Below are 25,776 nucleotides of genomic sequence, written 5' to 3' on the forward strand. Positions count from 1 at the left end.
AGAGGAAAAAAATATTGAACATTTAATCCAATTTTCGTAATAAAGTATTGAAATAATGTAATAAAGTTGTTGAAATTTTGGTAAGCGGTTGGGTTGAGCATTGGGGGTATTCATGGCAAAAACAGATTCTATTACACCTGAAGAGTTCAGGGCTATTCACTTTGAATTGTCTAAAATTTCATCAACATGGGCAGACTTATGGTTAACATTGTTTTCTCTCCGTGCTGAAGGCAGCAGGGTGATTACTATTAGATATGCCGATATCGAAGATGACATGCTGCACTTGGCTGGAACTCCAAAATTTGAGCCACGAACAATTAGATTAAATTTATTGCTTTCTAAGTTAATTGCGTACAGAAAGGATTGCTATCCTTCTGATATTTATGTTTTCCAGAGTAGATCAAATCGAGTTAAAGGGTTAGCTAGGCCTGTGACTGTAATAGCAATGAATAATGCCTTAAAACAAGCATCCAAATATGTAACAAGGAAAAACATCACCATGAAAAGTGCTTTAAGGGTAATCGGAAGGAACTAGTTGGACGAGGGTTCATACACTAAATACCCACCTGTTTATGGAAAGTTAGGACGATGGTCAATGATCACGTCCTTTATCAAGTCATTATTCTCCCTGATGATTTTCGATTTACTACTCGATTGGATGTAAGATATGTACATGCATGAATCTTAGGAGGGTTTTCGAGTAAGTAAAATGAGATCCTGATCAGAATAAATCAAACCTGGCATTGAGTAGAGTAAATAATAAAGCAGCGCATGCAAGATTTAATAGTATAACAAAACGGGCGGAAACATTCACTGAACAAATCTCCTGATCATGTATTAGACAGAGAATGACTGTAATGTAAAACCATCTTACATACACCTACTAAAAAAGACAGATAAAACAAGGTGCCATACGATGAGATAGCTAAGCATTTGCGCCTTGGATAGGTCTTACCATCGGAGCATCGGGTTATGCTCGCTTGTTGAGTGCTGAGAAATGAAGAGATTAGAGGTTTATAAGAGGGAGCCAGTTTGTCAAACGAGATAGTTTATTTACGATGCTCAACATATTGAATTATATGGCTTTATTATGGTGGGTTGAAGGGCGTTAAAACGAACTTATCACAAGCATACAGTTCTGTTTCGCTTGGGGCCTGAAAGCAGATGGGGACGGTTTTCACTTTTTTTTCTAAAGGTCCAGAGTACTTTGCCGATAGTGAACATAGCGGCGCAGGAGCCTAATGGTGGAAGCCGTAAACTTAAATTAAGTTCAGTCAAATAGGAATTACTATCATGGCACAAGTCATCAATACCAACAGCCTCTCGCTGATCACTCAGAACAACATCAACAAGAACCAGTCTGCACTGTCTTCTTCTATCGAGCGCTTGTCTTCTGGTCTGCGTATCAACAGCGCGAAGGATGATGCTGCGGGTCAGGCAATTTCTAACCGCTTCACCTCTAACATCAAAGGCCTGACTCAGGCTGCGCGTAACGCCAACGACGGTATCTCTCTGGCGCAGACCACTGAAGGCGCTTTGTCTGAAATCAACAACAACTTGCAGCGTATTCGTGAGCTGACCGTTCAGGCTCAGACTGGAACCAACTCTGATTCTGACCTCTCTTCAATTCAGGATGAAATCAAATCCCGTCTTGAGGAAATCGACCGCGTTTCCGATCAAACTCAGTTCAACGGTGTCAACGTGCTGGCGAAAACCGGAAAAATGAACATTCAGGTTGGTGCGAATGATGGCCAGACTATCACAATTGATCTGAAAGAAATTAATTCCACATCACTTAAGCTGAACGAATTCAATGTTGCAAGTGGATACGAGAAAGTAACCTCCCTTGCGGTGAAAAATGCTGACGGTGATGATGTAAGTGTTTCTGCTGCTAATATTGTTGATGATAAGGGCAAGCAAGTTGAGTTGTTAAAATATACAACCGATGCCGATGTTACCGCCTATGCATACAAGAAAGATGATGGTACTTATGCGAAGGTAGATATTGCTGACGATGCTGCAACTAATGCTGAAGGCAAATTAGTCGTTGCGACAGATGGTGAAGCTGTTGATGACAACTCTGTAACCAAGACCGCGGATCCTTTAGCAGCTCTGGATGCAGCAATTTCAGATGTAGACCAATTCCGTTCTTCACTTGGTGCAATTCAGAACCGTCTGAGCTCTGCTGTAACCAACCTGAACAACACCACTACCAACCTGTCTGAAGCGCAGTCCCGTATTCAGGATGCCGACTATGCGACTGAAGTGTCGAATATGTCCAAAGCGCAGATCATTCAGCAGGCTGGTAACTCCGTACTGTCCAAAGCTAACCAAGTTCCTCAGCAGGTTCTGTCTCTGCTGCAAGGCTAATTTCATATTAAGTGTAAAAGCCCCATATATGTGGGGCTTTTTTTTATTGGCTGAATAGGGCCGTTAAAAGTAGTCAAATCCTTTAATCAAAGCTCGCACGATGATTTAGCATTTAACCAGTTTATCTTCGTTTACACAGGTCCAGTTGTGATTAAAAAACAGGCATTCAAATTTTTGCTTGAACCTAACAAAGGTCAGTTATCTGACTTTTTGGCCTTTGCTGGCTCCTGTCGTTTTGTTTACAACAAAGGCCTTGCTCTTCTTAACGAGAATTACCGTGCGGGTAAAAAATTCATAGGCTACAATAAGCTGGCTTCTGAATTGGTGGAATGGAAGAATGAAGAGAGCCTTTCTTGGTTGAAAGAAGCTCCGTCTCAGTGTTTACAGCAATCGTTAAGAGATTTAGACAGAGCATTCAGAAACTTTTTCACCGGCAAATCACAATATCCAAAGTTTAAAAAGAAAGGTCGGCATGATTCTTTCCGTATACCATGCCAAAGGGTTAGAGTAGATCAAGAAAAAAAACTAGTATCTCTCCCTAAAGTCGGCTGGGTAAAGTATCGCAAGAGCCGTGAAATCATTGGTGATTTAAAAAACGCAACTATTTCCCTGAATCAGGGGAAATGGTATATCAGTTTTAATACAGAACAAACAGTTCCTGAACCAATACACCCCTCTGATATCAAAACTACAATTGTACTTAATAATGTGAATAGTGTTCATCTGTCATCTGGGGTCGGCGGTGATAACACTTACCAAGCGGAAGAAAAGAAAAAGTTAGTCCGTCTCAATAAAACACTGACCAGAAGAAAGAGATACAGCAAAAATTGGCTAAAAACCAAAGGTAAAATCGATAGAGTAAAATCAAAGGCAGCAAGGATAAGACTCGATAATATCCATAAGGCAACCACGGCAATTTGTAAAAATCACGCTGTTGTTGAGGTTGTGAACTTGATGGATTCTGTATTTGACAAGAACGATAACACTCTGAGTATGAGATACGAATTTGTCAGGCAGTTGATATACAAACAAGAGTGGCTGGGTGGTGAAATTATTCGCCAGGAGAGTAAACTCTTGTAACGGTTTTTTCCGTGATGATGTTGTACTATGTGATGAATTTTAAGCGGCAGGGCATGTCGTTTCTGCTTGTGGAGGAAGGTTAATTCAACTTCCGTTGAAGCAAGAATCTCTTGATTGTTATTGAGAATGTCAACGTCTGGTCCAATACTTTACAAGCGGAAGTATATAAGTGTGTTGAAATGGATTTGCGAGTTTTCGGTTGTGAAAGCTAAAAGCTAACTCAAAACGTAATTTATAAACTACTCGGTATCTCAACTAGTACCGCCCCTCAGTGATTCTTGAAAATAGGCTTAAAACTTACTGGGTCAGCGACAGACTCAGGTTACCAAGCTTGTTTACAAAATAGAATTACTTGACTGCTCTATTGGCTGTGTACGGAACAATGAGTGAAAATTGAAGTATAGGAGCAATTTACGAGGCAGAAAAAGAAGATAAAAAAGCTGAGTAAAACACGCAATATCCTTAATAGAACGAGTAAAGTAAACTGCCGCCCGTCTTATGCAAAACGGGCGGCGAATGGCCGGTGATGGGGCGATAGTAAGAGTTGCAGAGCGAGCTTCGAAACTGATAAAGGCTTTGCGGTAATCGAACCTGTAATGAAGAAGACGCCAGGTGATGTGTTGTTGATTCTGTGCGACTGCCACACACAGTTTGCCAATCTGATGGGGCTGTCACTCATGACAGATGATGGCGAAGCGATCGAAGGTGCTGCTCTGGAAGGGGGGAGGTGCTTGGTAGAGTGACGTTCTTCATCAACCGCGCGCTGGGTGATGATGACTGCCCAACAATTTAATTTACATTGCTTAACTGTAGGCACTCGTTATCACTCAATGAACAGGAGATCGTATGCTGACGATTTGGGCGCTACAGTGTAATATGCATGCCAGTCGTTGATGGGGTAGTTACTGTGGAGTGTCCACCGCTGTGTCCATCAAGAAGATTTAATCCGCATAGCGAGTAAATAAATCCATACATATGAAGAACATAAGAAATTTCTCCATCATTGCTCACATTGACCACGGTAAGTCGACGCTGTCTGACCGTATTATCCAGATTTGCGGTGGCCTGTCTGATCGTGAAATGGCAGCCCAGGTTCTGGACTCCATGGACCTGGAACGCGAACGCGGTATTACCATCAAAGCGCAGAGCGTGACGCTCGACTATAAAGCTTCCGATGGTGAAACCTATCAGCTGAACTTTATCGACACCCCAGGGCACGTTGACTTCTCTTATGAAGTGTCACGCTCGCTGGCGGCCTGCGAAGGCGCGCTGCTGGTGGTGGATGCCGGGCAGGGCGTAGAGGCCCAGACGCTGGCAAACTGCTACACCGCCATGGAAATGGATCTCGAAGTGGTGCCGGTTCTGAATAAAATCGACCTGCCAGCCGCCGATCCTGAGCGCGTAGCGGAAGAGATTGAAGACATCGTCGGTATTGATGCGACCGATGCAGTGCGCTGCTCGGCGAAAACCGGTGTCGGTGTTCCGGACGTACTGGAACGTCTGGTGCGTGATATTCCGCCGCCGGAAGGCGACCCGGATGCGCCGCTACAGGCGCTGATCATCGACTCTTGGTTTGATAACTACCTCGGCGTTGTCTCGCTGGTGCGTATTAAAAACGGCACCATGCGTAAAGGCGACAAAATCAAGGTCATGAGCACCGGCCAGGTCTACAACGCTGACCGTCTGGGCATCTTCACGCCAAAACAGGTTGACCGTACCGAACTGAAATGCGGCGAAGTGGGTTGGCTGGTCTGTGCAATTAAAGACATCCTCGGCGCGCCAGTAGGCGATACCCTGACCGGTGCACGTAACCCGGCAGATAAAGCGCTGCCAGGCTTCAAAAAGGTGAAACCGCAGGTTTATGCGGGTCTGTTCCCGGTCAGCTCTGACGATTACGAAAACTTCCGCGATGCGCTCGGAAAGCTGAGCCTCAACGATGCCTCCCTGTTCTACGAGCCAGAAAGCTCAACGGCGCTGGGCTTTGGCTTCCGCTGTGGCTTCCTCGGTCTGCTGCACATGGAGATCATTCAGGAACGTCTGGAGCGTGAATACGATCTGGATCTGATCACCACCGCCCCGACGGTTGTCTACGAAGTAGAAACCACCTCGAAAGAGGTGATCTACGTCGACAGCCCGTCCAAGCTCCCACCGCTGAATAATATTCAGGAACTGCGCGAGCCTATCGCAGAGTGTCACATGCTGCTGCCGCAGGAGTTCCTCGGTAACGTGATCACCCTGTGTATTGAGAAGCGTGGCGTGCAGACCAACATGGTTTACCACGGTAACCAGGTGGCGCTGACCTATGAAATTCCGATGGCAGAAGTGGTGCTCGACTTCTTCGACCGTCTGAAGTCTACCTCCCGTGGCTATGCGTCGCTGGACTACAACTTCAAACGCTTCCAGGCCTCGAACATGGTTCGTGTGGACGTGCTGATCAACGGCGAGCGTGTGGATGCGCTGGCGCTGATCACCCACAACGATAACGCCCCGTACCGTGGTCGTGAGCTGGTTGAGAAGATGAAAGATCTGATCCCGCGTCAGCAGTTTGACATTGCGATTCAGGCGGCCATTGGTAACCACATCATTGCCCGTTCAACCGTGAAGCAGCTGCGTAAAAACGTTCTGGCTAAGTGCTACGGCGGCGACGTCAGCCGTAAGAAAAAGCTGTTGCAGAAGCAGAAAGAAGGTAAGAAGCGTATGAAGCAGGTCGGTAACGTTGAGCTGCCGCAGGAAGCATTCCTTGCCATCCTTCATGTTGGTAAAGACGGTAACGGTAAATAACCTTAAGGAGTTGGCATGGCGAACATGTTTGCCCTGATCCTGGTCATCGCTACCCTGGTGACAGGTCTGTTGTGGTGCCTCGATAAGTTTATCTTCGCCCCAAAACGCCGTGAACGTCAGGCTGCCGCGCAGGCAGCCACGGGCGATGCGCTGGACGCGAAAACCCTGAAAAAAGTCGGCCCAAAACCGGGCTGGCTGGAAACAGGGGCATCGGTATTCCCGGTGCTGGCGATTGTGCTGGTGGTGCGTTCATTTATCTATGAACCGTTCCAGATCCCGTCAGGATCGATGATGCCAACGCTGCTGATCGGTGATTTCATTCTGGTTGAGAAGTTTGCCTATGGCATCAAAGATCCGATCTACCAGAAAACGCTGATCGAAACGGGTCATCCGAAACGTGGCGACATCGTGGTGTTTAAATATCCGGAAGATCCGCGGCTGGATTATATTAAACGCGCGGTAGGTCTGCCGGGCGATAAAGTGACCTACGATCCGGTGGCGAAAGAGGTGACCATTCAGCCAGGCTGTAGCTCTGGCACCGCATGTGAAAATGCGCTGCCAGTCACTTACTCCAACGTTGAGCCAGCTGATTTTGTGCAGACCTTCGCCCGCCGTAACGGCGGTGAAGCGACCAGCGGATTCTTCCAGGTGCCAAAAGGTGAAACCAAAGAGAATGGCATTCGTCTGGTTGAACGCAAAGAGACGCTGGGCGATGTTACTCACCGCATTCTGACCGTGCCCATCGCACAGGATCAGCTGGCAATGTACTACCAGCAGCCAGGCCAACAACTGGCGACCTGGATTGTGCCGCCGGGACACTACTTCATGATGGGTGATAACCGCGATAACTCTGCGGACAGCCGTTACTGGGGCTTTGTGCCGGAAGCGAATCTGGTCGGTAAAGCAACCGCTATCTGGATGAGTTTTGAGAAGCAGGAAGGCGAGTGGCCGACCGGCGTTCGCCTGAATCGTATTGGCGGAATTCATTAATTTTCGTCAAAAATAACACGTAGCGGCTTTTATTCGCCGCTACGTGAATTATTTCAGCGATAAATCTCTTTGAACTAACGACATCCCCTGTCGTTGTGTATAGAATATTCCCCCGAAGTTTAAGGTTGGCCCTGCAAGGGTGCCACGGCACACGAAACCGCGTTGGTTTTCTCAGGTCGGTTTCGTGTGCTGCATTTTTGACGCATTCATTTATTGGTATCGCATGAACCCCATCGTAATTAATCGGCTTCAACGGAAGCTGGGCTACACTTTTCATCATCAGGAGTTGTTGCAACAGGCATTAACCCATCGCAGTGCCAGCAGCAAACATAATGAGCGTCTCGAGTTTTTAGGCGACTCTATTTTAAGTTTCGTGATTGCAAATGCGCTTTATCATCGTTTTCCGCGTGTGGACGAAGGTGATATGAGCCGCATGCGCGCCACGCTGGTGCGCGGCAATACCCTCGCTGAAATCGCACGCGAGTTTGAGCTGGGTGAATGTCTGCGTCTGGGGCCAGGTGAGCTGAAAAGTGGTGGTTTCCGTCGTGAATCCATCCTTGCCGATACGGTCGAGGCATTGATCGGTGGCGTGTTCCTGGACAGCGATATCCAGACCGTAGAAAAGCTGATCCTGAACTGGTATCAGACCCGCCTGGACGAAATCAGCCCGGGCGATAAACAAAAAGATCCTAAAACGCGTCTGCAAGAATATTTGCAGGGTCGTCATCTGCCGCTGCCATCCTATCTGGTGGTGCAGGTGCGTGGCGAAGCCCACGATCAGGAATTTACCATCCATTGCCAGGTCAGTGGCCTGAGTGAACCGGTGGTCGGCACGGGTTCAAGCCGTCGTAAGGCTGAACAGGCTGCCGCCGAACAGGCGTTAAAAATGCTGGAGCTGGAATGAGCATCGACAAAACCTATTGCGGATTTATTGCCATCGTCGGACGTCCGAACGTTGGCAAATCCACCCTGCTGAATAATCTGCTTGGGCAGAAGATTTCCATCACCTCGCGTAAGGCGCAGACCACGCGTCACCGCATCGTCGGTATCCATACTGAAGGCGCGTATCAGGCGATCTACGTCGATACCCCGGGCCTGCACATGGAAGAGAAGCGCGCCATCAACCGTCTGATGAACAAGGCGGCGAGCAGCTCCATTGGCGACGTAGAGCTGGTGATTTTCGTTGTGGAAGGCACCCGCTGGACGCCGGACGACGAAATGGTCCTGAACAAGCTGCGCGACGGCAAAACGCCGGTGATCCTCGCAGTCAATAAAGTGGACAACGTGCAGGAAAAAGCCGATCTGCTGCCGCACCTGCAATGGCTGGGCAGCCAGATGAACTTCCTGGACATCGTCCCGCTGTCTGCGGAAACGGGTCTGAACGTTGATACCATCGCGGGTATCGTGCGCAAGCATCTGCCGGAAGCGACTCATCACTTCCCGGAAGACTACATCACCGATCGCTCTCAGCGTTTTATGGCGTCTGAAATCATCCGTGAGAAGCTGATGCGTTTCCTGGGCGCTGAACTTCCGTATTCTGTGACGGTGGAGATCGAGCGTTTCCAGAGCAACGAGCGTGGCGGCTACGATATTAACGGTCTGATCCTCGTTGAGCGTGAAGGGCAGAAGAAGATGGTGATCGGCAATAAAGGCGCCAAGATCAAAACTATCGGAATCGAAGCCCGTAAAGACATGCAGGACATGTTTGAAGCACCGGTTCACCTGGAACTGTGGGTGAAAGTGAAATCTGGCTGGGCCGATGATGAGCGTGCGCTGCGCAGCCTCGGTTACGGCGAAGATCAGTAACCTAAGACGACGAGCATATGGATGGATGGCAGCGCGCCTTTGTCCTGCATAGTCGTCCCTGGAGCGAAACCAGCCTGATGCTGGACGTCTTCACGGAAGAGTCCGGTCGCGTGCGCCTTGTTGCCAAAGGCGCACGTTCCAGACGTTCTAATCTGAAAGGTGCCTTGCAGCCTTTCACCCCGCTGCTGGTCCGCTTTGGCGGGCGAGGAGAAGTCAAAACCCTGCGCAGTGCTGAAGCCGTCTCCCTGGCGCTTCCTCTTTCTGGTATCACGCTCTACAGCGGTTTGTATGTTAACGAACTCATCTCACGGGTTCTTGAACATGAGACCCGCTTCTCTGAACTTTTCTTTGATTACCTGCACTGTATTCAGGCACTTGCTGGCGCAACCGGCACCCCTGAGCCTGTGCTGCGTCGTTTCGAACTGGCGCTGCTCGGACACCTTGGTTACGGCGTTGATTTTCTGCACTGTGCGGGAAGCGGCGACGAGGTAGAAGATACCATGACCTATCGCTATCGTGAGGAAAAGGGCTTTATTGCCAGTGTCGTCGTCGATAACAGCACCTTTACCGGGCGCCAGCTCAGAGCACTGTATGAACGCGAGTTCCCGGACGCCGACACCCTGCGTGCGGCAAAACGCTTTACCCGAATTGCGCTCAAGCCGTATCTTGGGGGCAAACCTTTAAAGAGCCGCGAATTATTCAGGCAGTTTATGCCGAAACGCTAATGTTTTACCCCTCACCCCAGCCCTCTCCCGGAGGGAGAGGGAGAAGGTAAATGAACAAAAATACCGAGGATTGTCATGGCTGAATTACTGTTAGGCGTCAACATCGATCACATCGCCACGTTACGTAATGCACGCGGTACCGCGTATCCCGATCCGGTTCAGGCGGCGTTTATCGCTGAGCAGGCTGGCGCCGACGGCATTACCGTTCACCTGCGTGAAGATCGTCGCCACATCACCGACCGGGACGTGCGCATCCTGCGTCAGACGCTGGACACCCGCATGAATCTGGAGATGGCGGTCACCGAAGAGATGCTGGCGATTGCCTGCGAGACCAAACCGCATTTCTGCTGCCTGGTGCCGGAAAAGCGTCAGGAAGTGACCACCGAAGGCGGTCTGGATGTGGCCGGGCAGCTCGACAAAATGCGCGATGCCTGCAAACGCCTGGCGGATGCCGGTATCCTGGTTTCTCTGTTTATCGACGCCGATTTCACCCAGATTAAAGCCGCTGCCGACGTGGGTGCGCCGTATATTGAAATTCACACCGGCTGCTATGCCGATGCCGAAAACGATGCAGCGCAGGCGAAAGAGCTGGAGCGAATCGCCAAAGCGGCAACCTACGCCGCGAGCCTGGGACTGAAGGTTAACGCCGGTCACGGCCTGACCTATCATAACGTAAAAGCCATCGCTGCCCTGCCGGAAATGCACGAGCTGAACATCGGCCACGCCATCATTGGCCGCGCGGTGATGAGCGGTCTGAAAGAAGCGGTTTCCGAGATGAAGCGCCTGATGCTGGAAGCGCGTCAGTAATGGCTATTCTGGGCTTAGGCACCGACATCGTTGAAATAGCTCGCATTGAAGCGGTGATCGCCCGGAGTGGCGATCGCCTCGCAAGACGCGTGCTGAGCGATAACGAATGGGCTATCTGGGAGGCGCATCAACAGCCGGTGCGCTTTCTGGCAAAGCGTTTCGCGGTAAAAGAGGCGGCGGCGAAAGCGTTCGGCACGGGCATTCGTAACGGCCTGGCGTTTAACCAGTTTGAAGTGTTTAACGATGAGCTGGGTAAGCCACGTCTGCGTTTATGGGGCGAGGCGCTTAAGCTGGCGGAAAAGCTGGGCGTGGCGCACATGCACGTAACGCTTGCCGATGAACGCCACTACGCCTGTGCGACGGTGATTATCGAAAGTTAAATTTTGTCCGCATGGTGCATCAGGACAAACTTATCCCACAGCTGTTCTTCGTTCTCGACGTGTGCCGGATCTTTTAAGATCGTATTGGGAATGGGGCACACCTTCTGGCAGGTCGGCGTCTCATAGTGGCCGATGCATTCGGTGCAGCGGTCGCTGTTAATCTCATAAATGCTGTCGCCCATCGAAATCGCCTCGTTCGGGCATTCGGGTTCGCACATATCGCAGTTGATGCATTTTTTGGTGATTAACAGCGCCATCAGGAAATTCTCAGAAACATCACAAACAGGGCGGGCATTATACGCTCATTCGTTGTTCAGACCAGTTTTTTTACCAGCTCTTCGCTGTGACGAATACGCTCTGGCGCACGCTCCAGATCCTGCTGAACCAGCGCCATAAACAGCAGGTCCGTCAGCATCATCTGCGCACTCGTCGACGAAATCGCCGCACTGCGAGTGGCCTGTTCCTCGGCGATGGTATACAGACAGCGGGTGGCCCGCTGCTGGAGCGCATTCGGGCTGAAGCCAGTAATCGCCAGAATTTTTCCTCCTACGCGCAGGGCTTCGTCGGTAGCCATATTAATTTCACGGCGCTCGCCGGAATAGGAGATGGCCAGCAGTAAATCGTCAGGATCCATGGCCTGCACGGTCGCCAGCAGCGCGTGCATATCCTGTTCAACGATGGCGTTATAGCCGATTTTTGTCAGCTTCCAGCCAAAGTTACGCGCAACCAGTCCGGAGGCGCCGATCCCGGTCAACACAATACGCCGCGCGTCGCGAAGCATGGCTACGCTTTCCAGCAGCTTCTCTTCCGTGTTCACATCCAGCGTGGCATGCATTGCCGCCACGTTCTCTTTGATCAGCTTTTCGCCGACCAGACGCATCGGATCGTCGCCGCGGATCTGGTTATGCACCGGCATTGACTGCGGATTAGGGTTGCTTACCAGTGCTTCACTGATCGCCAGTTTTAGCGCCGGAAAGCCTTTATAGCCTATCTTCTGGGCAAATTTCACCACGCTCGACTGGCTCACCCCGGCTTCGCCTGCCAGCTGCTGGGAGCTGAGGTGTCGCGCGCGGTCGGGCTGGGAAAGTAAATAATCCGCCAGCTTTTTGTCACTCTGGGCAAACCCTGCGTAGCGCTGGCGAATACGAATTAAACAGTTCATACGGTCTCCTGGCGAAAATGTGATTACCCGCGCAAATACGAATTTTGCTCGCCTGAATGAATTTTATATTCCATTATAGTGCGTTTATTATGAATTAAAAATTCCAGAGGTAAATAACATGAATCTAGGCTCTCTTGTTTCTGAAACGCGTAACCCGCAAACCATGGATCTTGATGCACTGTCCACGCTGGAGCTGGTAAACCGCTTTAATCAACAGGATACCCTCGTCGCGCTGGCAGTCAAAGAGACATTGCCCGAGGTGGCGAAAGCCGTAGACGCCGCTGCCGACGCTCTGAAAGCAGGAGGACGCATTATTTACATGGGGGCGGGTACCAGTGGGCGCCTCGGTGTGCTGGATGCCTCAGAGTGTCCCCCGACCTTTGGCGTTCCGCATGGTCTGGTCGTTGGCCTGATTGCCGGTGGCCCCGGCGCGCTGCTGAAAGCGGTGGAAGGGGCAGAAGACAATAAACAGCTTGGGGAAGACGATCTCAGGGCGCTGAACCTGACCGCGCAGGATCTGGTCGTCGGGCTGGCGGCTTCTGGTCGTACGCCGTACGTCATTGGTGGGCTGGAATACGCCAGACAGACGGGATGTACCACGGTGGCCATCTCCTGTAACCCGGGTTCGCCGATTGCGCAGGTGGCTGCCATTGCCATCTCTCCGGTCGTCGGGCCGGAAGCGCTCACCGGCTCCACGCGCCTGAAATCGGGAACCGCGCAGAAGCTGGTGCTCAATATGATCTCCACCGGCGCGATGGTGAAATTCGGCAAGGTCTACCAAAACCTGATGGTGGATATGCAGGCCACCAACGTCAAGCTGGTGGACAGAGCCTGCCGCATGGTGATAGAGGCGACAGGGGCAGGTCGGGAAGAGGCGGAAGCGGTACTCAAACAGACCGATTACGACGTCAAACCCGCCATTCTGATGATATTAACCGGGCTGGATGCAGCCGCGGCCAGAGCCAGGCTCGAAGCCCATCACGGGTTTTTACGGGCGGCATTAGAACACCAATAAGAGGCGTGTATGGACAAAACAGCAGCGCTCGCCAGCGACATCCTGCTTGGGATCGGTGGGGAAAAAAATATTCAGCGTCTGGAAAACTGCATGACGCGTGTACGCGTCGAGGTGCACAACGACGAAAAGCTTGATTTAACGCGCCTGAAGCAGCTCCCCGGCGTGAGCGGGTACGTTAAACAGGGGCAACAGCACCAGCTGATTGTCGGTCCGGGCAAAGCGGCGCAGGTGGTTGATGCCATGCGCGCCCTGATGACGGGCAGTGAAACGGCTCCCGCCTTTGACGACGCGGAACGCACCAAAGCGCAGGCGAAAGCCAAATACAAAGCCCCCATGAGCGATGCGCTGCGCCAGCTGGCAAACGTCTTTATTCCTCTGATCCCGGCGTTTATCGCATCGGGGCTGATCACCGGGATTATCAATATCCTCAAGCGTCCGGATATTGTCGGGAATTTCGCCACCCAGTATCCGAACCTGCTGGGTATTCTGGCGATTTTCGGCAGCGCGGTGTTTGCCATCATGAACATTCTGGTGGGGGTAAACACGGCCAAAGTGTTCGGCGGCTCGCTGGCGATGGGCGGCGTAATGGCGGGTATCCTCTCCAGCCCGCAGCTGGCGCAGATTACGCTGTTTGGCGAGGCGCTTCAGCCTGGCCGCGGTGGGGTGATTGCCGTGCTGCTGGTGGTCATTCTGATGTGCTGGATCGAGAAAAAGCTGCGCGCGTTGCTGCCAGGCTCGATTGAGCTGATCCTCAACCCGCTGCTGACCACATTGATTACCGGGAGCGTGGCGATTGTGGCGCTGCAACCGTTAGGCGGCGCGATCTCTGAAGCCATCGCCCACGGCGCGTCTCTGGCGATCGATCGCGGCGGGCTGCTGGTGGGGGCCGTGCTGTCCGGGACCTTCCTGCCGTTAGTGCTGACCGGTCTGCATCAGGGGCTGGTGCCGATCCACGTCGAACTGGTACAGGCGCACGGCTATAACGCACTGCTGCCGATCCTGTCGATGGCGGGCGTTGGGCAGGTCGGCGCGGCCATCGCGGTGCTGATGAAAACCCGCAACGCGCGTCTGAAAAAGGTCATTAAAGGGGCGCTGCCGGTCGGGTTACTCGGTATCGGCGAACCGTTGATTTTCGGCGTGACCTTGCCACTGGGTAAGCCGTTCCTGGCCGCCTGTCTCGGTGGCGCGGTGGGCGGGGCGTTAATCAGCTACTGGAAAGTGGCGACCGTCATTACCTTCGGGATCTCCGGTTTACCGCTGGCATTAACCATCGTGACCGGAAAAGTGATGCTCTATCTGTTAGGCTATCTGGTAGCGGTGATCGCCGGGTTCCTGTTTACCTGGCTGTTAGGATTCAACGACCCAGAGGAGTAAGGTTTGGCCAGTCACGAGCGTCGCGTTGTCTTTTTTGATCTGGATGGAACGCTGCATCAGCAGGATATGTTCGGCACCTTTATGCGCTACCTGCTGCGGCGCCAGCCCCTTAACGCGTTGCTGGTATTACCCCTGTTACCCGTTATTGGTATCGCGCTGCTGGTGAAAGGCCGTGCAGCGCGCTGGCCGATGAGCCTGCTGCTCTGGGGATGCACGTTTGGTCATAGCGAAGCGCGCCTTAAGCAGCTCGAACAGGATTTTGCGCACTGGTTTCGCGGGCACGTCGCCGCGTTTCCCGTGGTACAGGCGCGCCTGACCAGCTATCTCGACGCCAACGATGCCGATATCTGGCTGATTACCGGCTCCCCGCAGACGCTGGTGGAGCATGTCTATTTTGATACGTCCTGGCTGCCGCGCGTGAATCTTATCGCGACACAAATCGCGCGCGGCTACGGCGGCTGGGTGCTGACTATGCGCTGCCTCGGACATGAAAAAGTGGTGCAGCTGGAGAAACGTATCGGTACGCCGCTGCGTCTGTACAGCGGCTACAGCGACAGCAAGCAGGACAACCCGCTGCTCTATTTTTGCCAGCACCGCTGGCGCGTCACGCCTCTGGGCGAACTTCAGCAACTCGAATAGTCTTATCTGTACCGGCTGTGTATAATGCCGCCCGCTTTTCGACTGGAGTATCAGCCCTTGTCCAACCCTGAACACAATCATGAATACTGGATGCGCCATGCGCTGGCGCTGGCTCAGCGCGCCTGGGACGAGGGCGAAGTGCCCGTGGGCGCGGTACTGGTCCATAACAATCAGGTGATTGGGGAAGGGTGGAACCGTCCGATTGGCCGTCACGATCCTACCGCGCATGCTGAAATTATGGCGCTGCGTCAGGGCGGACTGGTGCTGCAAAACTATCGTCTGCTTGATACCACCCTGTATGTCACCCTTGAGCCGTGCGTAATGTGCTCCGGGGCGATGGTGCACAGCCGAATCGGTACGCTGGTGTTTGGCGCGCGGGATGAAAAGACGGGCGCTGCTGGTTCACTGATGGACGTACTTGGGCATCCGGGGATGAACCACCAGGTGAAAACTATCGGCGGGGTACTTGCACCAGAATGTTCGGGTCTGTTAAGTGACTTTTTTCGAATGCGTCGGCAGCAGAAAAAGCAACAAAAGGCAGAATTGAAACCGCAGGATGATTAAGCTCGTCCGGTGCGACCACCGGATAGCTTTCAGCCAGCTGTTGCGCCTCGGCCGCCTCTTTTTCTTTCTCCAGCAGATATCCCACCAGGCTTATCTGGTACTTACGAATATTTTCCACGTAGGCATACGCTTCATGCCCGCGCGCATAGCCGTACGTCAGCTTCTGGTACCACTGTTTCTGGCTAAGCAGCGGCAGGCGCTGTTTTACATCTGACCAGCTGTCCGGGTTACCTTTGGTTTTCGCCGTCAGCGCCCGCGCGTCGAGCATGTGCGCATAACCCATGTTATAGGCGGCCAGCGCAAACCAGATCCGCTCCCCTTCCGGGACCGTCTCCGGCACTTTCGCCATCATATCCTGTAAATACTGCGCGCCGCCGCTGATGCTCTGTTCCGCATCGGTCCGGTCGCTGATGCCGAGGCTCTGGGCGGTATTTTTGGTCAGCATCATCAACCCGCGCACGCCCGTGGGGGAGGTGGCCTGAGCATCCCAGTGCGATTCCTGGTAGGAAATCGCCGCCAGCAGCTTCCAGTCAATCTCCTGGGCGTACTTCTCAAACAGCGGTTGCAGATCCGGCAGCACGCTGTCCACCGCGCGCAGGAAGGTGCGGGTGTCAACGTAATCAAAATCGTCTCCGTGACCGAGATATTTCTCTTCCAGGCGCGCCAGGGTGCCGTCTTCATTGATGGAATTAAAGAAATCGAGCATAGCCGCAGAGACGGTTTGATCGTCGTCCAGCTGGGTAAACCAGGTCACCGGCTGTTCGTCGGTCACATCCAGCGCCACGGCAATTTCAGGATGAACGCGCTGGAAAAGGCTGATCGCCACCGAATCAGCAATGGTATAGGCCAGCTTTTTATCTTTTACCTGCTCCAGTAATTCGGTCGTGCCGAGTTTAGGATCGACCGTCCAGCTGAGGTTCGGGTATTTTTTCTCTTTCAACGCCCGCAGATCGTCAATCACCACATGGCCTGGCGCAATGGTCAATTGCTGGTCGGTGATGTCGGCCAGTGAGCGCGGGCGCAGGCTACCCACACGATAAACCACCTGCTGCGACACGGAGTAATAGGTCGGGCCCGGCTGATAGTTTTTGCTGCGTTCGCTGTTGTACACCAGACCTGCGGCGAGAATATCGGCACGGTCATGGTCCAAATCATCAAACAGCTGGTTGATGTTCTGCCGCACGGTAACTTTCAGCTTCACGCCCAGATAGTCCGCAAACAGCTGTGCCAGTTCGTAATCAAGACCGATAGTTTTACCGTTGATATCGTCGTAAATAAGCGGGGAGGAGAGGGTACTGACGCGCAACTCCCCCCGCTCCTGAATGGCGGCGATACGGTTTTCGGCCTTGCCGAACCAGGGGATAGACGGCCAGAGGGCCACTGCCAGCAGCAACGTAACAATGCCGATGAGCAGATAATTAATCTTTAATTTTTTCAATTAGTTAATTCTCTGCGACGCCGGTTGCCTCAGTGTGCTGTAGTCATGTTAAGAGTAGAGTTTGCCATTGATTGAGCGGCATTTTGCGCAAAGTAGCGCCAGTTGGCAACCAATTAGAGAGACAGGTCACATCTATTGTTAAACATAAAGGATGATTTTATTTCGACGCAAACGGTTTCGTCGGCGCTCAGGATTCTCTATAATGACGCCCGTTTTCCCCCCCTTGCGCACACTGTAAGCGCCCCGGCGCTTCGAAGACGAGAGACTTATGATGGAAATTCTGCGTGGTTCGCCTGCACTGTCTGCCTTCCGTATTAACAAACTGCTGGCACGTTTTCAGGCGGCCGACCTTCCGGTAAGCAATATTTACGCTGAGTATGTCCATTTTGCTGACCTGAACGCCCCCCTGAATTCAGAGGAGCGCGTACAGCTGGAACGCCTGCTTAAATATGGCCCAAGCCTGAGCAGCCATACGCCGACCGGCAAATTAATCCTCGCCACGCCACGCCCTGGCACCATCTCCCCCTGGTCTTCCAAAGCCACCGACATCGCTCACAACTGCGGCCTGAGCCAGATTAACCGTCTGGAGCGCGGTGTGGCGTACTATGTGGAAGCGTCAACCCTGAGCGACGCGCAGTGGCAGGTGGTTGCCGCAGAGCTGCACGACCGCATGATGGAGAGCGTGTTTGATTCTCTGGATGATGCGCAGAAACTGTTCTCCCACCATCAGCCTGCGCCGGTACAGAGCGTGGATTTGCTGGGGCAGGGGCGTCAGGCGCTGATCGACGCAAACCTGCGTCTTGGTCTGGCGCTCGCAGAAGATGAAATCGACTACCTTCAGGATGCATTCGTTAAGCTGAATCGCAACCCGAACGACATCGAACTGTATATGTTCGCGCAGGCCAACTCCGAGCACTGCCGCCACAAGATTTTCAACGCCGACTGGATTATCGACGGCGAACAGCAGCCGAAGTCGCTGTTCAAAATGATCAAAAACACCATGGAGCAAACCCCTGACCACGTGCTGTCTGCCTATAAAGACAACGCCGCGGTGATGGAAGGTTCCGAGGTGGGCCGCTTCTTCGCCGACCGCGAAGCGGGGCGCTATGACTTCCACCAGGAGCCTGCGCATATCCTGATGAAAGTGGAAACCCACAACCACCCGACGGCGATCTCCCCGTGGCCGGGTGCAGCGACCGGCTCCGGTGGTGAAATCCGTGACGAAGGTGCGACCGGTCGCGGCGCGAAACCAAAAGCGGGTCTGGTCGGTTTCTCCGTTTCCAACCTGCGTATTCCGGGCTTTGAGCAGCCGTGGGAAGAAGACTTCGGCAAGCCAGAGCGCATTGTCACCGCGCTGGATATCATGACCGAAGGCCCGCTGGGCGGCGCGGCGTTCAACAACGAATTTGGTCGTCCGGCGCTGAACGGTTACTTCCGTACCTACGAAGAGAAAGTGGACAGCCACAACGGCGAAGAGCTGCGCGGCTACCACAAACCGATCATGCTGGCGGGCGGGATCGGCAACATTCGCGCCGATCATGTGCAGAAAGGCGAGATCGTCGTCGGCGCGAAGCTGATCGTGCTCGGCGGCCCGGCAATGAACATCGGTCTGGGCGGCGGGGCAGCCTCGTCTATGGCTTCCGGCCAGTCTGATGCGGATCTCGACTTCGCATCCGTGCAGCGCGACAACCCGGAAATGGAGCGCCGTTGTCAGGAAGTGATCGACCGCTGCTGGCAGCTGGGCGATGCCAACCCGATTCTGTTCATCCACGACGTGGGTGCGGGCGGCCTGTCCAACGCTATGCCTGAGCTGGTGAGCGACGGCGGTCGCGGCGGACGCTTCAACCTGCGCGATATCCTGAGCGATGAGCCGGGCATGAGCCCGCTGGAGATCTGGTGTAACGAATCCCAGGAGCGCTACGTGCTGGCGGTTGCCGCCGATCAGCTGCCGCTGTTTGACGAGCTGTGCCGCCGCGAGCGCGCGCCGTATGCCGTCATCGGTGAAGCGACCGAAGAGCAGCACCTTTCCTTAAGCGACACCCATTTTGACAACCAGCCGATCGATCTGCCGCTGGACGTGCTGCTCGGCAAAACGCCGAAGATGACCCGCGACGTGCAGACTCGCAAAGCGGCGGGCAAAGCGCTGGATCGCCAGGGCATCACCGTGGCAGAAGCGGTTAACCGCGTGCTGCACCTGCCTGCCGTGGCAGAGAAAACCTTCCTGGTCACCATCGGCGACCGTACCGTGACCGGTATGGTGTCGCGCGATCAGATGGTCGGCCCGTGGCAGATCCCGGTCGCTAACTGCGCCGTGACCACCGCGAGCCTCGACAGCTACTACGGCGAAGCGATGGCCCTGGGCGAACGCACGCCAGTGGCGCTGCTGGACTTCGCCGCTTCTGCCCGTCTGGCGGTCGGTGAAGCGCTGACCAACATCGCCGCGACGCAGATTGGCGATATCAAACGCATCAAACTTTCCGCGAACTGGATGGCCGCTGCCGGTCACCCGGGCGAAGATGCCGGCCTGTACGAAGCGGTGAAAGCGGTGGGTGAAGAGCTGTGTCCTGCGCTCGGCCTGACCATTCCGGTGGGTAAAGACTCCATGTCGATGAAAACCCGCTGGCAGGAAGGTAACGAGCAGCGCGAGATGACCTCTCCGCTGTCGCTGGTGATCACCGCGTTTGCGCGCGTGGAAGACGTGCGTCATACCGTTACGCCGCAGCTTTCCACTGAAGATAACGCCCTGCTGTTGATTGACCTCGGCAAAGGCCATAACGCACTGGGCGCCACCGCGCTGGCGCAGGTTTACCGCCAGCTCGGCGATAAGCCAGCCGACGTGCGCGACGTCGCCCAGCTGAAAGGCTTCTACGACGCAATTCAGGCGCTGGTGGCGCAGCGTAAGCTGCTGGCCTACCACGACCGTTCCGATGGTGGCCTGCTGGTGACGCTGGCAGAGATGGCCTTCACCGGTCACTGCGGCGTTGAAGCAAACATTGCCACGCTTGGCGAAGACCGCCTGGCGGCGCTGTTTAACGAAGAGCTTGGCGCGGTCATTCAGGTACGCGCCGCAGATCGCGACGCGGTGGAAGCGATTCTGGCGCAGCACGGTCTGGCAGACTGCGTAAACTATCTCGGTAAAGCGGTGCAGGGCGACCGCTTCGTGATTGAAGCCGACGGCCACGCGGTGTTCAGCGAAAGCCGCACCACGCTGCGTATGTGGTGGGCGGAAACCACCTGGCAGATGCAGCGCCTGCGTGACAATCCGGAATGCGCCGATCAGGAACACAACGCGAAGGCGAACGACAACGATCCTGGCCTGAACGTGAAGCTCAGCTTCGACATTAACGAAGACATTGCCGCGCCGTACATTGCGACCGGCGCGCGGCCAAAAGTGGCCGTGCTGCGCGAGCAGGGCGTTAACTCCCACGTTGAGATGGCGGCGGCCTTCCACCGGGCGGGCTTTGACGCCATCGACGTCCACATGAGCGACCTGCTGGCCGGGCGTACCGGGCTCGATGATTTCCAGGCGCTGGTCGCCTGCGGGGGGTTCTCCTACGGTGACGTGCTGGGCGCGGGCGAAGGCTGGGCGAAGTCTATTCTGTTCAACAGCCGCGTGCGTGACGAGTTCGAAGCCTTCTTCCATCGTCCGCAGACGCTGGCGCTGGGCGTGTGTAACGGCTGTCAGATGATGTCTAACCTGCGCGAGCTGATCCCGGGCAGCGAAGCCTGGCCGCGCTTTGTGCGTAACCAGTCTGACCGCTTCGAAGCGCGCTTCAGCCTGGTAGAAGTGACCCAAAGCCCGTCTCTGCTGTTGCAGGGAATGGTCGGTTCACAGATGCCAATCGCGGTTTCGCACGGTGAAGGTCAGGTTGAAGTGCGTGATGCGGCGCACCTGGCTCAGCTTGAAAGCAAAGGACTGGTGGCGCTGCGCTTTGTTGATAACTTCGGCAAGGTCACCGAAACCTATCCGGCTAACCCGAACGGTTCGGCAAATGGCATTACCGCCGTCACCAGCGAAAGCGGTCGGGTGACGATCATGATGCCGCACCCGGAACGTGTCTTCCGTACCGTGAGCAACTCCTGGCACCCGGAAAACTGGGGCGAGGACAGCCCGTGGATGCGCATTTTCCGCAACGCGCGTAAACAACTGGGTTAAGTTTCAACGCCCTGACTGTAGGCCCGGTAAGCGCGAGCGCCACCGGGCTTTTTTGTACCTGTCGCAAAATCGCGACAATCCTCTGGGTTGAGTGTCTCCAATAAGAGACATTTAACTTATTGATTTATATATGTCAGGACGGGTTCCCGTTAAGGTGTTGCTTAATAGCGACACTTAGCCTGGAAATCATTCACCTGACAATCAATGCATTTTAATAATAAAGCGATTATTAATCATAAGGATAGTATCAATTTTTGCAATCTGGCACGCGCGTTGCATAATAGTAACCAGTGGCTCATTCACCTTCTTATGTCAGCCCCTTCGGGACGTGCTACATAAACTTCGAATGACGCACAAAAAGGTGCCTGCCGTCCAACTACTGATTATTGCAATGCTTTATCAGGCCAGGGCGAAACGTCGAGTTAGGCACCGCCTTATTCCATGACAAAGCCGGGTTTTTACCCGGCTTTGTTGTATCTGAAGGGCAGACTCAGTTACGCTCTCCTCAAACCCGGATGATGAGAGTAATGTGTTGAAACGCTGGCCCGCTTTCCCTCGCTCCCTGCGACAGCTCGTTATGATGGCCTTCCTGCTGATCCTGCTACCTTTGCTGGTTCTGGCGTGGCAGGCATGGCAAAGCCTGAATGCGTTAAGTGCCCAGGCGGCCCTGACTAACCGCACCACGCTTATTGATGCCCGCCGTAGCGAGGCAATGACCAACGCCGCGCTGGAGATGGAGCGTAGCTATCGCCAGTACTGCGTGCTGGACGACCGCACGCTGGCGAGGGTTTATCAGAACCAGCGTAAACGCTACAGCGAAATGCTGGATGCCCATGCCGGGGTCTTGCCGGATGACAAACTCTATCAGGCGCTGCGTCAGGATCTGAACGATCTGGCGCAGCTCCAGTGCAAAAACAGCGGTCCTGATGCCGCCGCCGCCGCCCGACTTGAAGCCTTCGCGAACGCCAATACGGAGATGGTGCAGTCCACCCGTACGGTTATCTTTTCCCGTGGCCAGCAACTCCAGCAGGAGATTGCCGAGCGCGGCCAGTTCTTCGGCTGGCAGGCGCTGGTGCTGTTCCTCGTCAGCCTTGGGCTGGTACTGCTCTTTACCCGCATGATCATCGGCCCCGTAAAGGGGATCCAGCGGATGATTAACCGCCTGGGGGAGGGCAAATCTCTCGGGGATACGGTTGTTTTTAAAGGCCCGCGCGAGCTGCGCTCGGTCGGTCAGCGTATCATCTGGCTTTCTGAACGCCTGGCGTGGCTGGAATCGCAGCGTCATCAGTTCCTGCGCCATATCTCACACGAACTCAAAACACCGCTGGCCAGTATGCGTGAAGGCACGGAGCTGCTGGCAGACGAAGTAGCGGGGCCGTTAACCCCTGAGCAAAAAGAGATCGTGGCGATTCTGGATGCCAGTAGCCGCAATTTACAAAAACTTATTGAACAACTGCTGGACTATAACCGCAAGCTGGCGGATGGTGCTGTGGTGCTTGAAAGCGTTGAGATTGAACCGCTGGTGGACATGGTGATCTCCGCCCATAGCCTGCCAGCAAGAGCTAAAATGATGCATACCCAGGTGGATCTCAATGCACCTTCCTGCCTGGCAGAGCCGATGTTGTTAATGAGCGTACTGGATAATCTTTATTCCAATGCGGTGCACTATGGTACTGAATCCGGTACCATTTATATCAGAAGCAATAACAACGGTTCGCGGGTATTTATTGACGTAGCGAATACGGGAAGCCCGATTCCGGATGATGAAAAAACGATGATCTTTGAGCCCTTCTTCCAGGGGAGTCATCAGCGAAAAGGTGCGGTAAAAGGAAGTGGTCTGGGGCTGAGTATTGCCCGCGACTGCATACGACGCATGCAGGGTGAGCTTAACATCGTGAGTGATGAACGCGCCGATGTCTGTTTTCGTATCGAACTGCCTCTTGAGCCGGAAAAATCAATGAAATGAATAACAACCTGGTGAGTATGTCACACGTCTTTTACCGCGCACTGCGCGCGGTGTTTTCCAGCAAAAATGTGCGCCTGAGCCTGCCCTGCTTACTGCTGGCCGGCTGTGTAACCCATGCGCCGAAAAGTGCAATTAGCCACAAACAGGAAGATAAATGGCCGCAAAAACAGCTGGCCGATTTCCTTTCAACACGTTGCGATGATATCTGGAACCTGTCGGGGCGTGATGTTGAATCCAATCCGCTGTTCTGGCTGCGCGGAATAGACTGCGCCCAGCGGCTGGCGCCCGCCGAGGCCCGTGCCCAGGCGGCGATGCTGGTGGACGATACCTGGCAGGACGCGTTTAAACGTGGGATCGTGATGGCGGATGCCAGAATCACGCCTGTCGAACGCCGCGCCAACGTGACGCGGCTGGATACTTACGTGATCAATATTCCCCCGCAGGTGCGCCCGGTCTATCAGCTCTGGCGGGATGGACAAACCCTGCAATTACAACTGTCTGAAGAGCGTTTCCGCTACAGCAAATTGCAGCAGTCGAGCGACAGCGAGCTTGATGCGCTTCGCCAGCAGCAGGAGTCGCTGCGCGAGCAGCTGGAAACCACCACCCGCAAGCTCGAAAATCTGACCGATATCGAAAGACAGCTCTCGACGCGTAAGCCGGCAGGCAGCTATCTGCCCGATGGGTCGAAAGGCAACTCTGCCACGACGCCAGACAGTGAGACGCCGAAACAAGAGGATGTGAAGCCATGACAAGCCGTAAACCTGCCCATCTGTTACTGGTGGATGACGATCCCGGGCTGTTAAAGCTGCTGGGAATGCGTCTGGTCAGCGAAGGCTACAGCGTGGTCACCGCTGAAAGTGGGCAGGAGGGGCTGAAAGTGCTCAGCCGCGAGAAAATCGATCTGGTGATTAGTGATTTGCGCATGGATGAAATGGATGGCCTGCAACTGTTCACGGAGATCCAGAAGCAGCAGCCCGGGATGCCGGTGATTATCCTCACCGCTCACGGCTCTATTCCTGATGCGGTGGCCGCGACGCAGCAGGGGGTATTCAGCTTCCTCACCAAACCAGTGGATAAAGACGCCCTCTATAAAGCAATCGACAGCGCCCTTGAGCATGCGGCGCCATCCGGCGACGACGCCTGGCGTGAATCCATCGTGACGCGTAGCCCTGTGATGCTGCGCCTGCTGGAACAGGCGCGGATGGTGGCGCAATCCGACGTTAGCGTGCTGATCAACGGCCAGAGCGGGACCGGGAAAGAGATCCTGGCCCAGGCGATCCACAACGCCAGCCCGCGCAGTAAAAATGCCTTTATTGCCATCAACTGTGGCGCGCTGCCGGAACAGCTGCTTGAGTCTGAGCTCTTCGGCCATGCCCGCGGCGCCTTTACCGGCGCGGTGAGCAGCCGTGAAGGGCTGTTCCAGGCGGCTGAGGGGGGCACGCTGTTTCTTGATGAAATTGGCGATATGCCCGCGCCGTTGCAGGTCAAACTGCTGCGCGTGTTGCAGGAGCGAAAAGTGCGTCCGCTTGGCAGCAACCGCGATATCGATATCAACGTGCGTATTATTTCCGCTACCCATCGCGATTTACCCAAGGTGATGGCGCGCAACGAGTTCCGTGAAGATCTTTACTATCGACTGAATGTCGTCAACCTGAAAATCCCGGCGCTGGCCGAGCGTGCGGAAGATATCCCGCTGCTGGCAAATCACCTTTTGCGCCAGGCCGCTGACCGCCACAAACCATTCGTGCGCGCGTTCTCCACCGATGCGATGAAACGCCTGATGACCGCAAGCTGGCCGGGCAACGTACGCCAGCTGGTGAACGTGATTGAGCAGTGCGTGGCGCTGACGTCATCGCCGGTGATCAGCGATGCGCTGGTGGAGCAGGCGCTCGAGGGGGAAAACACGGCCTTACCGACGTTTGCGGAAGCGCGAAACCAGTTCGAGCTGAACTATCTGCGCAAGCTGCTGCAAATCACCAAAGGCAACGTAACCCATGCGGCGCGCATGGCCGGGCGTAACCGTACCGAGTTTTATAAATTGCTCTCACGCCACGAGCTGGAAGCGAACGATTTTAAAGAGTAATACCGCAAAATTCGCCTGAATATGATACTGTGAGCAACCGATTACGAGGCTGCTTACTGGCAAGAGTTTAAGGACCCACCATGAAAAAGATTGATGCGATTATTAAACCTTTCAAACTGGATGATGTACGTGAAGCGCTGGCAGAAGTAGGCATCACCGGGATGACCGTAACTGAAGTAAAAGGTTTTGGTCGTCAGAAGGGCCACACCGAGCTATACCGTGGCGCAGAGTACATGGTGGACTTTCTGCCGAAAGTGAAAATCGAGATCGTGGTGAGCGATGATATCGTCGATACCTGTGTGGACACCATCATCCGCACGGCGCAGACCGGCAAAATTGGCGACGGGAAAATCTTCGTCTTTGACGTGGCGCGTGTGATCCGTATCCGTACCGGCGAAGAAGACGACGCGGCGATTTAACATTCTTGCCGGGTGGCGCTG

At 54.1% G+C, this 25,776-nt stretch carries 22 protein-coding genes; 19 read left to right on the top strand and 3 right to left on the bottom strand.

The window, feature by feature from the left end; genetic code table 11:
• Positions 1-112 precede the first annotated feature (112 nt).
• The 10 genes from ACOTY5_RS15820 to acpS all read left to right on the top strand — a co-directional run bounded on the left by ACOTY5_RS15820 (position 113) and on the right by acpS (position 10,939).
• Positions 113-535 (top strand): hypothetical protein, encoded by a 423-nt coding sequence (locus ACOTY5_RS15820; protein ID WP_045142481.1) that lies wholly within the window; start codon positions 113-115, stop codon positions 533-535.
• A gap of 758 nt (positions 536-1,293) precedes the next feature.
• Positions 1,294-2,370, top strand: a complete 1,077-nt coding sequence (locus ACOTY5_RS15825; RefSeq protein ID WP_045142482.1) for a FliC/FljB family flagellin — start codon at positions 1,294-1,296, stop codon at positions 2,368-2,370.
• A gap of 147 nt (positions 2,371-2,517) precedes the next feature.
• Complete coding sequence (locus ACOTY5_RS15830) at positions 2,518-3,450, top strand: RNA-guided endonuclease InsQ/TnpB family protein (protein WP_062934012.1); 933 nt, start codon at positions 2,518-2,520, stop codon at positions 3,448-3,450.
• A gap of 975 nt (positions 3,451-4,425) precedes the next feature.
• Positions 4,426-6,231, top strand: a complete 1,806-nt coding sequence (gene lepA, locus ACOTY5_RS15835; RefSeq protein ID WP_003860714.1) for a translation elongation factor 4 — start codon at positions 4,426-4,428, stop codon at positions 6,229-6,231.
• Positions 6,232-6,246: 15 nt separating this feature from the next.
• On the top strand, positions 6,247-7,221 hold the full coding sequence (lepB, locus tag ACOTY5_RS15840) for a signal peptidase I (RefSeq protein WP_006811565.1): 975 nt from the start codon (positions 6,247-6,249) through the stop codon (positions 7,219-7,221).
• A 223-nt stretch (positions 7,222-7,444) separates the two neighbouring features.
• Complete coding sequence (gene rnc, locus ACOTY5_RS15845) at positions 7,445-8,125, top strand: ribonuclease III (protein WP_003860711.1); 681 nt, start codon at positions 7,445-7,447, stop codon at positions 8,123-8,125.
• The gene (gene era, locus ACOTY5_RS15850; RefSeq protein WP_003860709.1) at positions 8,122-9,027 is read left to right on the top strand and encodes a GTPase Era; all 906 of its coding nucleotides are present in this window, start codon (positions 8,122-8,124) and stop codon (positions 9,025-9,027) included. Before rnc ends, era begins: the two co-directional genes overlap by 4 nt.
• 17 nt (positions 9,028-9,044) lie before the next feature.
• Complete coding sequence (gene recO / locus ACOTY5_RS15855) at positions 9,045-9,752, top strand: DNA repair protein RecO (protein ID WP_015572142.1); 708 nt, start codon at positions 9,045-9,047, stop codon at positions 9,750-9,752.
• Between the two features lie 75 nt (positions 9,753-9,827).
• The gene (gene pdxJ / locus ACOTY5_RS15860; RefSeq protein WP_015572143.1) at positions 9,828-10,559 is read left to right on the top strand and encodes a pyridoxine 5'-phosphate synthase; all 732 of its coding nucleotides are present in this window, start codon (positions 9,828-9,830) and stop codon (positions 10,557-10,559) included.
• Entirely contained in the window at positions 10,559-10,939 is a 381-nt protein-coding gene (gene acpS, locus ACOTY5_RS15865) for a holo-ACP synthase (RefSeq protein ID WP_015572144.1), read from the top strand. The genes pdxJ and acpS overlap by 1 nt, the downstream gene beginning before the upstream one ends.
• On the opposite strand, the gene ACOTY5_RS15870 is transcribed toward acpS, so the two are convergent.
• Complete coding sequence (locus ACOTY5_RS15870) at positions 10,936-11,196, bottom strand: YfhL family 4Fe-4S dicluster ferredoxin (RefSeq protein ID WP_003860704.1); 261 nt, start codon at positions 11,194-11,196, stop codon at positions 10,936-10,938. The two genes, acpS and ACOTY5_RS15870, sit on opposite strands and share 4 nt — an antisense overlap.
• A gap of 56 nt (positions 11,197-11,252) precedes the next feature.
• Positions 11,253-12,101 (bottom strand): MurR/RpiR family transcriptional regulator, encoded by an 849-nt coding sequence (locus ACOTY5_RS15875; protein WP_003860702.1) that lies wholly within the window; start codon positions 12,099-12,101, stop codon positions 11,253-11,255.
• 118 nt (positions 12,102-12,219) lie between these two features.
• Here ACOTY5_RS15875 and murQ point away from each other — a divergent pair, with 118 nt between their 5' ends.
• Genes murQ through tadA form a run of 4 tightly spaced genes read left to right on the top strand, consistent with a single transcriptional unit; the run spans position 12,220 to position 15,693 of the window.
• Positions 12,220-13,116: an N-acetylmuramic acid 6-phosphate etherase gene (gene murQ / locus ACOTY5_RS15880; protein ID WP_015572145.1), complete on the top strand. Its 897-nt coding sequence runs from the start codon at positions 12,220-12,222 to the stop codon at positions 13,114-13,116.
• A gap of 9 nt (positions 13,117-13,125) precedes the next feature.
• Positions 13,126-14,490 carry a PTS transporter subunit EIIC gene (locus ACOTY5_RS15885; RefSeq protein WP_015572146.1) on the top strand — a complete coding sequence of 455 codons (1,365 nt, stop codon included), beginning with the start codon at positions 13,126-13,128 and terminating at the stop codon, positions 14,488-14,490.
• A 3-nt stretch (positions 14,491-14,493) separates the two neighbouring features.
• The gene (yfhb, locus tag ACOTY5_RS15890) at positions 14,494-15,129 is read left to right on the top strand and encodes a phosphatidylglycerophosphatase C (RefSeq protein WP_045142484.1); all 636 of its coding nucleotides are present in this window, start codon (positions 14,494-14,496) and stop codon (positions 15,127-15,129) included.
• Positions 15,130-15,153: 24 nt separating this feature from the next.
• Positions 15,154-15,693 carry a tRNA adenosine(34) deaminase TadA gene (gene tadA, locus ACOTY5_RS15895; RefSeq protein WP_023295164.1) on the top strand — a complete coding sequence of 180 codons (540 nt, stop codon included), beginning with the start codon at positions 15,154-15,156 and terminating at the stop codon, positions 15,691-15,693.
• Here the strand turns inward: tadA and mltF are convergent.
• The gene (gene mltF / locus ACOTY5_RS15900) at positions 15,581-17,131 is read right to left on the bottom strand and encodes a membrane-bound lytic murein transglycosylase MltF (RefSeq protein WP_017692908.1); all 1,551 of its coding nucleotides are present in this window, start codon (positions 17,129-17,131) and stop codon (positions 15,581-15,583) included. The genes tadA and mltF overlap by 113 nt on opposite strands.
• 268 nt (positions 17,132-17,399) lie before the next feature.
• On the opposite strand from mltF, the gene purL reads away from it, so the two are divergent.
• The 5 genes from purL to glnB all read left to right on the top strand — a co-directional run bounded on the left by purL (position 17,400) and on the right by glnB (position 25,755).
• The gene (gene purL / locus ACOTY5_RS15905) at positions 17,400-21,287 is read left to right on the top strand and encodes a phosphoribosylformylglycinamidine synthase (protein ID WP_045142486.1); all 3,888 of its coding nucleotides are present in this window, start codon (positions 17,400-17,402) and stop codon (positions 21,285-21,287) included.
• Positions 21,288-21,819: 532 nt separating this feature from the next.
• Positions 21,820-23,253, top strand: a complete 1,434-nt coding sequence (gene qseE, locus ACOTY5_RS15910; RefSeq protein ID WP_032103989.1) for a two component system sensor histidine kinase QseE/GlrK — start codon at positions 21,820-21,822, stop codon at positions 23,251-23,253.
• On the top strand, positions 23,250-24,002 hold the full coding sequence (qseG, locus tag ACOTY5_RS15915) for a two-component system QseEF-associated lipoprotein QseG (protein WP_015572149.1): 753 nt from the start codon (positions 23,250-23,252) through the stop codon (positions 24,000-24,002). The genes qseE and qseG overlap by 4 nt, the downstream gene beginning before the upstream one ends.
• Complete coding sequence (gene glrR / locus ACOTY5_RS15920) at positions 23,999-25,336, top strand: two-component system response regulator GlrR (protein ID WP_015572150.1); 1,338 nt, start codon at positions 23,999-24,001, stop codon at positions 25,334-25,336. The genes qseG and glrR overlap by 4 nt, the downstream gene beginning before the upstream one ends.
• Before the next feature lie 80 nt (positions 25,337-25,416).
• Positions 25,417-25,755, top strand: coding sequence for a nitrogen regulatory protein P-II (glnB, locus tag ACOTY5_RS15925; RefSeq protein ID WP_003860685.1), 339 nt, complete (start codon positions 25,417-25,419; stop codon positions 25,753-25,755).
• Positions 25,756-25,776 lie beyond the last annotated feature (21 nt).

The sequence above is a fragment of the Enterobacter cloacae complex sp. SHL018 genome (assembly GCF_049237905.1).
In the GTDB taxonomy this organism is placed as follows: domain Bacteria; phylum Pseudomonadota; class Gammaproteobacteria; order Enterobacterales; family Enterobacteriaceae; genus Enterobacter; species Enterobacter hormaechei_C.